12 protein-coding genes and 1 tRNA gene are annotated in these 14,262 nt (G+C 65.9%); 3 read left to right on the forward strand and 10 right to left on the reverse strand.

What is annotated here, in order from left to right:
- Positions 1–50 precede the first annotated feature (50 nt).
- Together E3T34_RS00385 and E3T34_RS00390 are read right to left on the reverse strand one after the other, a co-directional pair.
- Complete coding sequence (locus tag E3T34_RS00385) at positions 51–1,559, reverse strand: multicopper oxidase family protein (RefSeq protein WP_134341794.1); 1,509 nt, start codon at positions 1,557–1,559, stop codon at positions 51–53.
- Entirely contained in the window at positions 1,556–1,807 is a 252-nt protein-coding gene (locus E3T34_RS00390; protein ID WP_134341795.1) for an SHOCT domain-containing protein, read from the reverse strand. Before E3T34_RS00390 ends, E3T34_RS00385 begins: the two co-directional genes overlap by 4 nt.
- A 376-nt stretch (positions 1,808–2,183) precedes the next feature.
- On the opposite strand from E3T34_RS00390, the gene E3T34_RS00395 reads away from it, so the two are divergent.
- The gene (locus E3T34_RS00395) at positions 2,184–4,571 is read left to right on the forward strand and encodes a cation-translocating P-type ATPase (protein ID WP_134341796.1); all 2,388 of its coding nucleotides are present in this window, start codon (positions 2,184–2,186) and stop codon (positions 4,569–4,571) included.
- On the opposite strand, the gene E3T34_RS00400 is transcribed toward E3T34_RS00395, so the two are convergent.
- The 6 genes from E3T34_RS00400 to E3T34_RS00425 all read right to left on the reverse strand — a co-directional run bounded on the left by E3T34_RS00400 (position 4,563) and on the right by E3T34_RS00425 (position 10,547).
- Positions 4,563–5,681, reverse strand: coding sequence for a cell wall metabolism sensor histidine kinase WalK (locus tag E3T34_RS00400; protein WP_134341797.1), 1,119 nt, complete (start codon positions 5,679–5,681; stop codon positions 4,563–4,565). The genes E3T34_RS00395 and E3T34_RS00400 overlap by 9 nt on opposite strands.
- Positions 5,678–6,370: a response regulator gene (locus E3T34_RS00405; RefSeq protein WP_104102914.1), complete on the reverse strand. Its 693-nt coding sequence runs from the start codon at positions 6,368–6,370 to the stop codon at positions 5,678–5,680. The genes E3T34_RS00400 and E3T34_RS00405 overlap by 4 nt, the downstream gene beginning before the upstream one ends.
- Positions 6,371–6,462: 92 nt before the next feature.
- A complete protein-coding gene (locus E3T34_RS00410; RefSeq protein ID WP_134341798.1) occupies positions 6,463–6,723 on the reverse strand; it encodes an SHOCT domain-containing protein in 261 nt (86 codons plus the stop codon).
- Between the two features lie 1,097 nt (positions 6,724–7,820).
- Positions 7,821–7,892 (reverse strand) — tRNA-Gln (locus E3T34_RS00415).
- A 136-nt stretch (positions 7,893–8,028) separates the two neighbouring features.
- Entirely contained in the window at positions 8,029–9,549 is a 1,521-nt protein-coding gene (gene gltX, locus E3T34_RS00420) for a glutamate--tRNA ligase (RefSeq protein WP_104102905.1), read from the reverse strand.
- Positions 9,550–9,560: 11 nt separating this feature from the next.
- A complete protein-coding gene (locus tag E3T34_RS00425; protein ID WP_233191521.1) occupies positions 9,561–10,547 on the reverse strand; it encodes a LysR family transcriptional regulator in 987 nt (328 codons plus the stop codon).
- A gap of 81 nt (positions 10,548–10,628) precedes the next feature.
- Here E3T34_RS00425 and E3T34_RS00430 point away from each other — a divergent pair, with 81 nt between their 5' ends.
- Complete coding sequence (locus tag E3T34_RS00430; RefSeq protein ID WP_134341799.1) at positions 10,629–11,720, forward strand: aminotransferase class V-fold PLP-dependent enzyme; 1,092 nt, start codon at positions 10,629–10,631, stop codon at positions 11,718–11,720.
- A 61-nt stretch (positions 11,721–11,781) separates the two neighbouring features.
- Here the strand turns inward: E3T34_RS00430 and E3T34_RS00435 are convergent, their stop codons facing one another.
- Together E3T34_RS00435 and E3T34_RS00440 are read right to left on the reverse strand one after the other, a co-directional pair.
- Entirely contained in the window at positions 11,782–12,489 is a 708-nt protein-coding gene (locus E3T34_RS00435) for a type 1 glutamine amidotransferase domain-containing protein (protein WP_134341800.1), read from the reverse strand.
- A 48-nt stretch (positions 12,490–12,537) separates the two neighbouring features.
- On the reverse strand, positions 12,538–13,563 hold the full coding sequence (locus tag E3T34_RS00440) for an NADP-dependent oxidoreductase (RefSeq protein ID WP_104102898.1): 1,026 nt from the start codon (positions 13,561–13,563) through the stop codon (positions 12,538–12,540).
- 93 nt (positions 13,564–13,656) lie between these two features.
- Here E3T34_RS00440 and E3T34_RS00445 point away from each other — a divergent pair, with 93 nt between their 5' ends.
- Positions 13,657–14,262 (forward strand): TetR/AcrR family transcriptional regulator, encoded by a 606-nt coding sequence (locus tag E3T34_RS00445; RefSeq protein ID WP_134341801.1) that lies wholly within the window; start codon positions 13,657–13,659, stop codon positions 14,260–14,262.

A 14,262-nucleotide genomic window follows, 5' to 3' on the forward strand; every position in this document is an offset into this window, starting at 1 on the left:
CGTCGCAGTGAACCGCGGTCACACAGGAAAGCCCCTGTCAGGAGTCGTTGTTACTTTGCTTCAATGACGCCCATCATCCCGTTGTCCTCGTGATCGAGGATGTGGCAGTGATAGACAGTCCGTCCGGCGAAGTCGTCGAAGGCGATGCGGACCTTCACTCGTCCCCCTGCCGGAACATTGACAACGTCTTGCCGAACCACCAACTCGACCGCCCTGCCATTTTCCTCAACGAGCTGCATTGGCCAAACGTGCAGGTGCAGGGGGTGGTCCATCTGGCTGGTGTTTGTCAGGGTCCATTCTTCGATGCTGTCGGCCTGAACCGTGGTGTCTGTTCTGTCCGCATCGAACACCTCTTTATTAATGGTGAAACTCATCATCGAGCCGCCCCTCATCCCGCCCATTCCCATCCCGAACGTGAGCTCGCGACGCGCCGTCACGGGCCGCGAACGAAGATCTGGGGGCACGGCCTGCTCGGGGACTGCGGACAGGGCGGTCATCGCATCACCGGACACCGTTAGTGTCGCCACTGAAAAGCCGCGAGGGTTGCTCTGAGCGTCCTGCCCGCTTGGTCCAGCGCCGCCGCCCATCATCCCGCCCATCATTCCGTTCGGGCCGCCGCGGTCGTAGGGCAGGGTCTGGAAGATGGATGTCCCTGAGACAGCGGTAACCAGGAGGTCCGCTCGGTTGCCGGGTAACAGCACTACCTCATCGACGTCGCCGGGGGTCTGGAACCGTCCCGAGTCGATGCCGAGGAGTTGTAGTTCCTGCCCGTCGAGACGCAGCCGCAGGTACCGGGACACACAGGCGTTGACGATGCGCCAACGTTCGCGTTCCCCCGGACGGGCGGTCATCACCGGATTCACCTGCCCGTTGACCAGAACGAGTTGTCCTTCCCGTCCCGCCATCTGTTCCGACGGCGTGACGGGAGGGATGCGGCCCAGGCTGTCCAGTGTGATGTCTGAGATGACGAGCACGCGCTCTCGCGTTGCCCTGATGGGAGTGGGGTCCTCGACAATGATGGCCCCGTAAAGGCCGCCGAAGACCTGATCGGCGACGAACCCGTGGTGGTGCGGGTGATACCAGTACACTCCCGGCGGGTGATCAGGCGGCAGCTGATATTCGTAGTCGAATGACTCTCCGGCCTTCACGGTCACGAACATGTTGTCGCCGTTGTCCGACGGAGAAACATGCAATCCGTGCACGTGCAGGTTGCTCGGATCGTTGAGGCCGTTGTGCAGGCTCACATTGAGCGTGTCGCCCGCCTGAACGCGTAGGGTAGGCCCCGGCACGCCCCCGTTATAGCTCAGCACGGTGGCACCGCGACCGGAAATCTTCACGTCCCCCGGTGCAGCATCCAGGCGTACCTTGAGGCGGCCATCGGCGCTACGCAGCTCGGGCGGCTGAACCAGTGGATCCCCGGAGGGCGCCCCAAAGCCTGAGCTGGTGGCCGAAGGCGATGCTGTCTGCTGGCTCCAGAGAAGTCCCGCTCCCCCGGCAACCGTGCTCGCCAGCCCGAGGCCACCGAGCGTGAGAGCGCTTCGACGGCTGAGAGGCTTCACCGCTTATCCTCGCCCAAGACTGCGCGCTGTTCGCGGTACTGCTCTGCGGTCAGCTCACCCCTGGCGAAACGTTCATCCAGTATCTGGCGCGCGCGGCCTAGCCCAACCTCTCCCCCCTGTTTCCGCCCGACACTACGATCGCCAGAAAACAGCCGAACCATGAGCACGACCAGCAACGAGATACCGACAATTGTCAGCAGCCCGAAGAGCCAGTACAGCCCCATACTTCCTCCATAGCCCCACATCATGATCCGACTCCTTCGACTCATATTTCGAGAATAGACACTGCCGCAAGCATACCCCTTGGGGTATTTTGGACAATCAAACGGCGTGCACCACTCCCCCTTTTCAGGCGGTGCATCCTCCCGGAAGGGGTAGTCGTTCAGTGCGCCTCAAGCCGTCACGGCGAGCAGCGAACGACAAGTGAGCCGTGAGCCGGTAGAAGCATTCCGGAATACTATCTATCCTAGTAGCGTTGCCTGATTAACGACCCAGAGGCCCTACGACAGCCTCCCACCGACGAGGTGGATCGCCCCGATCGTATACCCCCCATGGGTATAGGCTGAGAGTGTTCGACACGGAGATTGTCGCTGTGAGGCCGATTCTTCAGAATGGAAGATTCACATGACTCAGGAAGCCGAAACTACTGTCCTCGAAGTGCAGGGCGTTCAATGGGCATCCTCGCGAGCGATCGTCGAGTCGGTGCTCGCCCGCCGCCCCGGCGTGTTGAGCGTTGATGCGAATCCGGTAGCGCAAACCGCGAGCGTGACCTTCGATCCCAGGCAGACCTCCGTCACTGATCTGGCGGCATGGGTCCGGGAATGCGGTTACCACTGCGCTGGACGCTCCGTGCCCGATCACATCTGCGATCCGGTGGCGTCATCCGTCACCGACCACACCGAACATGAAATGAAGACCGGACAACCGCCTCGAACCATGCAGGAGACCATGGGGCATGGTGGCGCGCACGGCGACATGTCCATGGCCGGCATGATCCGGGACATGCGCAACCGGTTCATGGTGGCGGTGATCCTGTCGGTTCCGATCACCCTGTGGTCGCCGATCGGCCGCGACGTTTTCGGTTTCGCGGTTCCTGCCCCGTTCGGGCTGCGGGATGACGTTTTCGCGTTGATCCTGTCTCTGCCGGTCATTTTCTATTCGGCTTGGATCTTTTTCGATGGGGCCTTCCGGGCGCTGCGGGCTCGAACCCTGGACATGATGGTTCTGGTAGCCGTCGGTGTCGGAGCGGGCTGGCTCTATAGCCTGTCTGTCACCCTTACCGGTGGTGGGGAAGTTTTCTACGAGGCTGCGACCGTTCTGACCAGCTTCGTCCTCCTGGGCCACTGGTTTGAAATGCGTGCCAGGGGCGGCGCAAACGACGCCATCCGCACGCTGCTCGAGTTGGCACCGTCGATGGCATTCGTCATCCGAGACGGGGAACCGGTTGAGGTCGCGACCGCGGAGGTTGTCCCGGGCGACCTCCTCCTGGTTCGGCCCGGAGCAAAAGTTCCAACTGACGCCGTCGTAGAAGACGGTGAGTCCGACATCGACGAATCCATGGTCACCGGGGAGAGCCTTCCCGTCGCCAAGAGCATCGGATCCAACGTGATCGGCGCCACAGTGAACACCACCGGAACCCTTCGCGTGCGGGCGACCAAAGTCGGCGCCGATACCGCACTCGCGCAGATCGTGGCCCTGGTTCAGGAAGCACAGAACTCCAAGGCCCCCGGACAACGGCTAGCCGACCGCGCGGCCTTCTGGCTTGTGCTCGTAGCCCTCATTGGCGGCAGCGCCACCCTGGGTGCGTGGCTCTTGGCCGGCGCGAGCCTTCCTACCGCGATCCTCTTTGCGATCACCGTCGTCGTCATCACCTGCCCGGATGCGTTGGGCCTGGCGACACCGACCGCCATCATGGTCGGCACCGGCCTGGGCGCCAAACGCGGTGTCCTCTTTAAAACTGCGACCGCGTTGGAGACTTCAGCTCGAATCGACACGGTCGTCCTGGACAAGACGGGAACTCTGACCCGGGGCGAACCAGAGGTGACGGACTTCATTGCTGTTGGGATGGATGAGGTCGAGTTGTTGGCCCTTGTCGCTGCAGTGGAACGGGAGTCCGAGCATCCGCTCGCCGCAGCCGTCGTCAGTTACGCCGTCGGGCGCGGCGCGACTGCGTTGGAAGCATCTGCGTTCCGCAATGTTCCGGGACATGGTGCCGGCGCAACAGTCGCAGGACGCCAGGTGTTCGTCGGCAACCGCAAACTCATGGTCGCCCAGGGCATCGATATTGATCCGGTGTCCGCCCAGCGTCAGACGTTGGCCGCCACCGGACGGACGGCGGTCCTCGTCGCCGTCGACGGGAAGGCCGCTGGGGTCATCGCCTTGGCTGACGCCGTTCGAGAGACCGCGGCGGCCGCCGTTGTCGCTCTTCACGAAGCGGGAATCGAGGTCGTCATGCTCACCGGCGACAATGAGGCGACCGCGCAGCGGATCGCATCCATGCTCCAGATCGATGTTGTGATCGCCGAGGTGCTCCCGGAAGACAAGGCCGCGAAAATCAAGGAGCTGCAGGCGTCCGGCAAGCGAGTCGCGATGGTCGGCGACGGAGTCAACGACGCTCCGGCCTTGGCACAGGCGGACCTGGGCATCGCCATCGGGGCGGGGACGGACGTCGCCATCGACACGGCGGACGTAGTCCTGATGCGGTCAGACCCCCTCGACGTCCCCATCGCCCTGCGCATCGGGAAAGGCACCGTGCGCAAAATGCGCCAAAACCTCGGCTGGGCGGTCGGCTACAACGCGATCGCGCTCCCCATTGCCGCCGGCGTTTTCTTTCCGACGTTCGGCATCCGGCTCAGTCCGGAAATCGCCGCCATCTCCATGTCCGGCTCCAGCGTCATCGTCGCGGTCAACGCGCTGCTGCTCAAGCGGCTGCGCCTCCCGCGACAGCCCGAGAGCACGACGGCCACCACATCGGCTGACGGAGCAGGGAATGACGTCGGAGTTTCAGCCTGATCTGGCGCCGGCCCGCAGGGGTACCACGACCGCGAATCTGGCTCCCTGCCCTGTCCCTCCCGACGAGGCCTTCACGTCCCCGCCGTGCGCACGCGCTATTTCCCGGGCGATCGTGAGACCGATCCCTGATCCGGCGGAGCGGCGGGCCTGTCCGGGCACACGGTAGAACCGCTCGAAAACACGGTCTGTGTCCTCCTCGGCCAGGCCCACTCCCGTGTCGATCACGACGACCTCACCACGGCCGTCGGCGCCGTGCGTCGTGATGGTGACCGCACCGCCCGCCGGGGTGGCGAGCAGGGCGTTGCCGAAAAGGTTGGTCAGAACCTGGGTGATCCGGTCCGGGTCCACGTGCACGGGCAGCGGCGTGGCGACGTTGAGTGTCAACGTCACGCCCGAATCTTCGAATTGCGGAGCGAGCCGGTTGGCCGTGCGGCGAGCAAGATCGGCCAGGTCGGCATCGACTGGATGCAGGTCGAGCCGCTGTTCTTGAGCGCGCGACAGGCTGGACAGGTCATCGGAGAGGCGATGCAGGCGGCGCAGTTCCTCGCTGAGGGAGGCGAATGTGTCGGGGCTGGCGGTGAACACGCCATCGATCAGCCCCTCGACGTAGCCGTCCAGAACGGTCAGTGGGGTTCGCATTTCATGCGCAACCTCCCCGAGCAGCCGGGTTCGCCGTGACTCGGTATCGGCCAGGGCCTGGGCCAGCGTGTTGACGTCTGTGGCCAGCGCTGCGAGTTCCGGCTCGGAGGGGACGGGGACCCTGCCTCCGTATTTTCCGGCAGCGATCAGTTTGGTCGCGGCCCGCACAGCGTTGAGGGGGCGAAGTAGGCGCCCCGTGACTGCCGCGGCGACGAAACCTGCGGCGATGACGCTGGCCAGTACCCCGACGATCAGCGAGGTCGTGAGCGCGGATAGGAAGGCGGAGCGCACGCTGGTCGCGTCCATGGCCCCCATCGACATTCCGGTGCCCTCACTGTCCATCATCATCCCCAGCCGGTCTTCGAACAGTCGAGGAGCGAGCAGCGAGATCGTCAGATAAGCCACCATGCCGCCGACCACGGCAATAGCGGCATAGGAGATGAACAGGCGCAGCGAGAGGCGCATCTTCATCTGGGCCCGGCCACAAACTTGTAGCCCACGCCCCGCACCGTGGCGATCAGGTGTGGATCGCCGGCATCGTCGCCGAGTCGTGCGCGCAAACTGCGGATGTGAACATCGACGACCCGTTCGTCGCCGTAGAAATCGTAGCCCCAGACTTTTTTAAGCAGTTGTGCCCGGGAAAACACCCGCCCGGGCTCGGTTGCGAGTGCGGTGAGAAGATCAAACTCCAGGCTCGACAACCCCACGGAGACTCCATTCGCCTCAACCTCTCGGTGGGCGGGTTTGATGGACAAGCCATCGAAGCGAAGCAGGGCGTCTCTGTCGGTTCGCTCATCCCGATTGTCACGACGGAGCATTGCCTTCACTCGAGCCGTCACCTCGCGCGGGCTGAATGGCTTGGTCACATAGTCATCCGCACCCACACCGAGCCCCACGAGCTTGTCGACCTCCTCCGCCCTGGCCGTGACGAGGATCACGTACGCGTCGCTGAAGCCTCGCAACTGCCGGAGAACCTCCAGCCCGTCGATCCCCGGCAGCATTACATCCAGCAGCACGAGAGCGGGAGGGTCCTTATGGAGCACCGCAAGCGCCTCGGCGCCGTCCGCGGCCTCCGCTACGTCATAACCTTCCGCTTCCAGGTAGCCGCGCAGGACCGTCCTGATCTGCGCCTCGTCGTCGACAACCAGGACCTTCTGCATCGCTCACCCCTTTTCTTCTGATTATCGCCGTGCGGCGGCACGGACTCTGCACTGCGCCCCAGGGACTCGGCGAGGGAGGACCAACTCAGGCCTTACCTCTCGAGCACCTGCAACCGTTCTCGGTATTCCGTTTCATTCAATTCACCCTTCGCGAAGCGATCATCGAGTATTTGACGCGCTGGACTGCGCTCGCCTTGTCCGCGGCTCAGCGGAGTAGTCCCGCGGAACCCTCCGCGTTCAGTTCCGTCAGCAAAAGCCCGCACAACCCAGACAACAAGGAGGATGACTGCGACGAGCATGAGCAGCCCTACCGGCCATCCCCACAGCATGTTGTATCCGTTTCCCCACATCATTTCTTCTGCTCCTTCAGTTTGTGTTTATTTTCGTACATCCAGGCAGCCCGTGGACCGGTCCGCCTGTTCAGGAGACGGTCAGGTCCGCGCCATCCCCAAGCCCATCCCTACGCCCATCCCTGCGCCCGAGTGCATACCGACTCCCGAACCCATGCCCATCCCCTCACCTGGGGTGTGGGTCGCGTTCAGCATCGGGTCAATGCGGCTCCTCATCTGTTCTACGGCTGCCTGCCTGTCATCAGATGACAGAGTGCTGTTGGAGTCGAGAGTGGTCCTCTGCTGCGAGAGAATTGCGTCTTTGAGCCCAGAAACCGATTTGCCCTGGGCTTCAGCGATATCCGCGAGGGACCCACCCGACTGGACCCGGTCCTGCAGCTCCGTCCGACTCAAGCCGAGGTAGCTCGCGATCGCGACCATGGGCGAACTCTGCCCGAATGCCATGCCGGCCAAGTGGCCTGACCGGTGCTCGCCAACTGACGACGAGGTCGTCGATGGTGGCTGGGAAATAGCCCCATCACCGGTAGATGCCTGCGCCGCGGCAACACCGCCCGTGACAAGCGCTCCGACAAGCCCGAGTCCCGCAACACCAGCGGTCATGTTCTTCCGATTGAATTTCATCAGTCTCAACACCTTTCGCGTTCAGTCACCAAGTTGGTGTCTACACACCAGCATGCAGACCGCGCATGAAGCTCCAGCCCCCGAGCATGTGAAGGTTTGATGAAACGCGCTGGCCAGGCTCATACCAATCCGCAAAGCGCATGCCGACGGTCGTTATGCGTCGATTCCTGACACCGACGGCGCAGCAACCAACCGTCAACTGTTCGAGTCATCGTCTGAAAATCAGATTGTCCACCGCATCCCGACAAGCCGGGAAAGACATCGCAGTGTGCACCTTGGCGCTGCGGGCTGAACGCCGAACGGCGCCGAGCGTCAGCCCGGTTGCGTCGTTACGAAAGCGAATCAACCCGGGCGGCGAAACGCCGCTGCAGCCCCGCATGGCGCTTGTGATAGTGGTTCTAAACACCGAGGCGGACCCGGGCCAAGGGGAGAGGATGGGCGATGGGTGATATCGCCGCGAAAGCCTGCACCTGTTACTGCTGGGGTACCTGGACTCGAACCAAGAACAACTGAACCAGAATCAGTCGTGTTGCCAATTACACCATACCCCACTGCCTGTTCCTCAGAACGGACCGACTCGTAACTCTAACCCACTCAGAGTGCCGGGACAAACCCAGAGCCGAAATCATCGCCGGCTCGAGCCGGTTGCCGGGGCAGACCCCGAGGGGCCCGACACCGCGCGGCCAGTCACTCGAGAGTGGTGGCAGCCAGACGTGCAAGACGCAGCACGGACTCCGCCTTGCCCAGGATCTCCATCGACTCGAACAGCGGCGGCGAGATGCGCCGGCCGGAGACCGCGACCCGGAGGGGGCCGAAGGCCACGCGCGGCTTGAGCGCGAGCCCGTCGATCAGCGTCTCGGTAAGGGTGGTGTGCACGCGGTCGTGCGTCCATTCCGCTTCGGGAATGTCGAGCAGCGCTGCCGTGGACGTGGCGAGGATCTCGCGCGTGTTCTGCGGGAGCGAGGCGAGGGCATCCGGCTGGTAGGCCAGCGAGTCGCCGCCGATGAACAGGAAACCGAGCATGCCGGGTGCCTCGCCGAGCAGGGCGATGCGTTCCTGCACTAGCGGTGCGGCGGCCTCGAGAATAGCCTGCTGCACCTCGCTGAGTGGTTCGGTCACGTCGCCGGCGGCCACCAGGTACGGGATGACCCGGGCGGCGAAATCGGCCGGGTCGAGCAGCCGGATGTGGTCGCCGTTGAGCGACTCGGCCTTCTTGAGGTCGAAGCGGGCCGGGTTCGGCAGCACGTCGACGACGTCGAACGCGGCGATCATCTCATCGATCGTGAACACGTCGCGGTCGCTGGAGAGGGACCAGCCGAGCAGCGACAGGTAGTTGACCAGTCCCTCGGGAACGAAGCCGCGGGCGCGGTGGTGGAACAGGTTGGACTCGGGGTCGCGCTTGGAGAGCTTTTTGTTGCCCTCGCCCATGACGTAGGGCATGTGCCCGAAACGCGGCACGAACGTGGCCAGTCCGATGTCGATCAGCGCGTGGTACAGGGCGATCTGGCGCGGCGTGGAGGAGAGCAGGTCTTCGCCGCGCAGCACGTGGGTGACGCCCATCATGGCGTCGTCGACCGGGTTCACGAACGGGTACAACGGATGCCCGTTGGGCCGCACGACGACGAAGTCGCTGAACGAGCCGGCCGGGAAGGTGATCTCGCCGCGAACCAGGTCGTCGAAGGAGATGTCCGTGTCGGGCACCTTGAGGCGGAGCGCCGGCGAGCGGCCCTCTGCACGGAAGGCCGCCTTCTTCTCATCGCTGAGGTCGCGCTCGAAGTTGTCGTATCCGGCCTTCGGGTCGCGGCCGAGGGCGACGTTTCGCACCTCGATCTCCTCGCCGGTGGCGAAGCTCTCGTAAATGTGACCGGACGCCTTGAGCTGCTCGATCACGTCACGGTAGATGTCGTAGCGCTCGGACTGGCGGTAGGGAGCGTGCGGTCCGCCGACCTCGACGCCCTCGTCCCAGTCCAGGCGCAGCCAGTGCAGCGCGTCGAGGAGCTGCACGAAGCTCTCCTCGGTATCGCGGGCCGGATCGGTGTCTTCGATCCGGAAGATGAACGTGCCGCCGGTGTGCCGGGCGTAAGCCCAGTTGAAGAGCGCCGTGCGGATCAGACCGACGTGCGGCGTTCCGGTCGGCGAGGGGCAGAACCGAACGCGAACGTCGGTGCCGGTGGCAGTGGAAAACGGGTGCGCAATTGTCTCAGACATCACCCCCGATTCTAGTTGCCTCCGGGTGAGGGCGCGGGTGGGGATACGGGTGGCGCCGCGGGTGGCGCGTCCGGTCCGGCCAGCGCGGCGAGCCGGCGCAGGGTGACGGCAATGGCCGCCACGCCCGCGGACCCAGTGACCGTGACCGTGTGCAGGGTGCGGTGGTCGCGGCCGCGGGTGGGCCGGATGGCGACGAGAGGCTGCGCGCCGACGGAGTCGAGGGCAAGCGCGGGCAGCATCGCCACCCCGATGCCGGCCGCCACGAGGCCGAGCACGGCGGCCGCGTTGTCGGTCTCGTAAGAGATGCGGGGCGTGAAACCGTTGTGACCGCAAAGCTCCAGCAGGTGGCCGCGGCACCGAGGACATCCGCCGATCCAATTCTCCTCGGCCAGGTCGCCGAGGTCGACTGCGCTGTTTTTGGCCAGGGCGTGTCCGGCCGGCAGCACGAGCATCATCTCGTCCCGGCGGAGCCGGGTCACGACGAGGCCCTCGGCGCTGTCCCGGTGAGGGTCGACCCGGTCGCCGGGGTAGCTGAACGTGATCGCCAGATCGGCCTGGTTCTGGCGCACCAGAGCCACGGCTTCGGGCGGCTCAGCCTCAAGGTAGGTGACGCTGACTCCCGGATGGCGGCGCTGCAGGTCAGCGAGCAGGCGCGGCACAATGGTCGCCGAGGCGGAGGGGAACGCCGCCAGACGCACCCGGCCCGCGCGCAGGCCGCGCAGCTCGGACAATTCCCCCGCGGCGGCGTCCAGGGCCCCGCTCACGATGGCGGCGTGCCGGGCGAGCAGCCGGCCGGTCTCGGTGAGCCGCACGCCGCGGCCGATGCGTTCGATCACGGCCATCCCGATGCGCTGCTCGAGCCGTCTAAGCTGCTGGCTCACGGCGGGCTGGCTGTAGCCGAGCGCCGCCGCGGCCGCCGTGATCGAGCCGCAGTCGGCGAGCGCACCCACGACGCGCAGCATGGTGGAGTCGAGTTCGGGCTGGACGATGGCGGGCACGAAGTGATCATAACTGATGCTTATGGATTGCCTCAGCTACTGGTTATTGTCAAATGAATAGGCCGGTCGCATGCTGGAGAAATGATCCAGAGCGACTCTTCCGCGTCCCGTTCGACGCTGCCGGCCCGCATCGGCGTGCGCGAGGCGCGCGAGCGGTTCCGGGGCGGCCGCGGCTATCTGGCGGCCTGCACGCTCGGGCTGCCGACCCGGGAAACGGAAGCGGCCCTGCGCCTGGACGCCGACGCCTGGGCGCTGGGCACCGCGTCGGCGGCGGGGTACGCCGCCGTGGTCGAACGGGTCCGACACGCGTATGCCAGACTCGTCGCTGTTCCGGTGAGCCGGGTCGCGATCGGGTCTCAGGCGTCCGTGCTGGCCGGCCTGCTCGCCGCGAGCGTTCCCGACGGCGCCGAGGTGCTCTGCGTCGATGGCGATTTCAGCTCGATGGTGTTCCCGTTCCTCAGCCAGGCGCACCGCGGGGTCACCGTGCGGCACCTGCCTCTGGCCGAGCTGGCCGTCGGGATCACCGCCGACACCTGGCTTGTGGCGTTCTCGCTCGTGCAGTCCGCCACCGGTGCCGTCGCCGACACCGCGGGGATCGTGGCCGCCGCCCGTGCTTACGGGTGCTTCACCCTCTGCGACACGACGCAGGCCGCCGGGTGGATGCCGGTGGACGCATCCGTCTTCGACGCCTCTATCTGCCACAGTTACAAGTGGCTCTGCGCCCCGCGCGGCGTGGCCTTCCTGACCGTGGCCGAGCGGCTGGCCGTACTGCTGCACCCGGTGCAGGCGGGCTGGTATGCCGGCCGGGACCCGTGGGCCTCCTGTTACGGACCGGACATGAACCTTGCGGCTGATGCGCGCCGATTCGACGTCTCCCCGGCCTGGAACTCCTGGGTGGGCGCCGAACCCGCACTGGAGCTGTTCGGGCGGCTCGACCTGTCGACGGTGCGCGACCACGCGGTGGCGCTAGGCGACGCGCTCTGCGCCGGGCTCGGGCTCGCCCCGGCCGGGCAGTCGATCGTGACCTGGCCGGATGCCGACGGCACCGACCTTGAACGCCTCACCCGGGCCGGTCTCACCGCGTCGCGCAGGGCCGGGCGGGCCCGCGTCGCCTTCCACCTGTGGAATGACGAGGACGACGTCGCCGACGCCCTGCGCGCCCTGCGTCCGTAGCCGGGTCACGACGGGCGCGACCGCAGGGCCTGCTCGGCCAGAGGGCCTCGCGGCGACTCGACTACTTCTGTGCGGTGACGGCGGTGATGATCGCGCCGGCGAGAGCAGCGGAGGAAGCCGGATTCTGGCCGGTGTACAGGTTGCGGTCGATCTCCATGTGCTCGGCCCAGGCTGCGCCGGCGACGAAGTCGGCGCCCAGCGCGACCAGGCGGCTCTGCACGAGCCACGGCGCCTTGGGGGCGAGGCCGCCGAGAGTCTCCTCCTCATCGGTGAAGCCGGTCATGCGGTAGCCGGTGAAGGGCCAGCTGCCGTCGGCTCGCTGGGCGGCGAGCATGGCGGCCGGGGCGTGGCAGAGCACGCCGAGAATCGTTCCGGAGTCGAGGGCTTCGGTCATGATACGTCCGGAGTCGGCGTCGACGGCCAGGTCCTCCATCGGGGCGTGGCCGCCGGGGTAGAAGACGACGTCGTAGTCGGCGACCGTGATGTCACTGATCGAGCGGGGCTCGTCGAGTTCACTGCCGATGGTGTCGAGGTAGGCGACGATGGCCGCGGCCCGGTCTTCCCCGCCGGCCGCCTGGGGTGCCAGGCTTCCCGCGTCGATGGTGGGGGCGATGCCGCCGGGCGTCGCGATGGTGATCCGCCAGCCGGCCTCGGTGAACAGGCGGTGCGGTTCGGCGAGCTCTTCGGCCCAGTAGCCGGTGGGGTGCAGGCTGCCGTCGTTGAGGGTCCAGTGATCGGCGGCGCTGACGACAAAAAGTACGGAATTCATGGGTTCTCCAGAGTGTGTGATCGTGTGAAATGGATGCTGTCGGGAAAGTCAGACGTTCGTGCGGACGACCATCTTGCCGGTGTTCTCGCCACGCATGAGGCCGAGGAAGGCGTCGACCGCGTGGTCGATCCCGTCGACCACGGTCTCGTCGAAGACGACGTCGCCCGCGGCGAGCCAGCCGGCCATGTCGGCCGAGAACGCGGGGAAATGCTGCACGTAGTTGCCCACGATGAAGCCCTTGAGGGTCAGCCCGCGACCGATCATGTTCGCCAGGTTGCGCGGGCCGCCGGTCGCCTCGGTGTTGTTGTAGACGGAGATCGCACCACAGAGGGCGGCGCGTCCGCCGTCGTTGAAGCTGGCCAGTGCCGCCTCGAGGTGCTCGCCGCCGACGTTGTCGAAGTAGACGTCGATGCCGTCCGGAGCCGCGGCGGCGAGCTGCTTGGCGATGTCGCCGTCCTTGTAGTTGAAGGCGGCGTCGAAGCCGTACTTCTCGGTCAGCAGGGCGACCTTCTCGGCCGACCCGGCGGAACCGATCACGCGCTTCGCGCCCTTGAGACGGGCGATCTGGCCGACCATGCTGCCTACGGCCCCGGCCGCGCCGGAAACGAAAACGGTGTCGCCTTCCGTGAGCCCGGCCACCTCGAGCAGGCCCACGTAGGCGGTGAGTGCGGTCATGCCCAGCACGCCGAGGTAGGCGGAGAGAGGCACGCCGGGGATTTCCGGGACGACGCGGAAGCCGGAGGCCTCCTCCTGTACCAGGTCGCGCCAGCCGAACTGGTGCACGACCACGTCGCCGACGGCAACCGCGTCAGAGGCGGATGCGACGACGCGGCCGACGGCCCCGCCCGTCATCGTCTCGTTGAGGGCGTAGGGGGCGGAGTAGGACTTGGCGTCGTTCATCCGGCCGCGCATGTAGGGGTCGACCGAGACGAACTCGTTGGCCACGCGAACCTGACCGGGGGTCAGCTCGGGCAGGTCGATGCGGATGGTGCCGAAGTCGGCATCCGTTGGCCAGCCGGTGGGGCGGGCGACAAGCTGGATCTGGGTGCTGGTGATGGTGATGGACGAGGCCATGGCGGCTCCTCTGCTTCTTTGTAACGAATGTTTTAATATATTGTGTACTGAGCGATACACAAAACCACTCACAGCGAAAACGGAGGAAACACCATGGGGCGGCTGCAGAGTTTCGAGCGCACGACCGTCGTCCAGGCGGCCAGGGACCTGTTCTGGGACAAGGGCTTCGAGGCTACCTCGCTCGCCGACCTCGAAGATGCGACCGGTCTCCGGCGATCCAGCCTCTACCATGCCTTCGGCAGCAAGCGTGGCCTGTTCGACGCCGCCGTCGAGGACTACCAGGCCTCCGTCATCCGCCCGAGATTGCGGACTCTGACCGGGCCGGGGATCGGCCGGGCCTCGCTGCTGGCCTACTTCAGCGAACTCAGGTCGGCGGTCTCCGCCCTGCCGGAGGACTCCCCTCGCCGCGGCTGCCTGCTGGTGAACTGCGCCGCAGGCCTCGCCGGGCACGACGACTTGGCCCGCCAGGTCGTGGAGGGCTACCGGTCCGAGCTGACGGAAACCCTTCAGGACGCCCTCCGGGCGGCCGGGACCGCGGCCGGAGGAAGCGCGCCGGACCGCGCCCGCACCCTGGCTTCGCTCGGCATGAGCGCCATGCTGCTCGCCCGGGTCAACGCGACCGAATCGGTGGCGTTGCTGGATACGGCGACGGAGCAGATCCGGTCCTGGTTTCCCGTGCACGCCGCAACCGACGCCTGA

This window comes from Cryobacterium sp. TMT1-62 (genome assembly GCF_004403145.1).
GTDB lineage: Bacteria > Actinomycetota > Actinomycetes > Actinomycetales > Microbacteriaceae > Cryobacterium > Cryobacterium sandaracinum.

Coding starts and splice junctions, on each gene's coding strand:
- gltX (WP_104102905.1), bottom strand. CDS start 9,549: ATGTCTGAGACAATTGCGCACCCGTTTTCCACTGCCACCGGCACCGAC.
- E3T34_RS00440 (WP_104102898.1), bottom strand. CDS start 13,563: ATGGCCTCGTCCATCACCATCACCAGCACCCAGATCCAGCTTGTCGCC.
- E3T34_RS00400 (WP_134341797.1), bottom strand. CDS start 5,681: ATGAAGATGCGCCTCTCGCTGCGCCTGTTCATCTCCTATGCCGCTATT.
- E3T34_RS00405 (WP_104102914.1), bottom strand. CDS start 6,370: ATGCAGAAGGTCCTGGTTGTCGACGACGAGGCGCAGATCAGGACGGTC.
- E3T34_RS00445 (WP_134341801.1), top strand. CDS start 13,657: ATGGGGCGGCTGCAGAGTTTCGAGCGCACGACCGTCGTCCAGGCGGCC.
- E3T34_RS00430 (WP_134341799.1), top strand. CDS start 10,629: ATGATCCAGAGCGACTCTTCCGCGTCCCGTTCGACGCTGCCGGCCCGC.
- E3T34_RS00435 (WP_134341800.1), bottom strand. CDS start 12,489: ATGAATTCCGTACTTTTTGTCGTCAGCGCCGCCGATCACTGGACCCTC.
- E3T34_RS00390 (WP_134341795.1), bottom strand. CDS start 1,807: ATGATGTGGGGCTATGGAGGAAGTATGGGGCTGTACTGGCTCTTCGGG.
- E3T34_RS00395 (WP_134341796.1), top strand. CDS start 2,184: ATGACTCAGGAAGCCGAAACTACTGTCCTCGAAGTGCAGGGCGTTCAA.
- E3T34_RS00410 (WP_134341798.1), bottom strand. CDS start 6,723: ATGATGTGGGGAAACGGATACAACATGCTGTGGGGATGGCCGGTAGGG.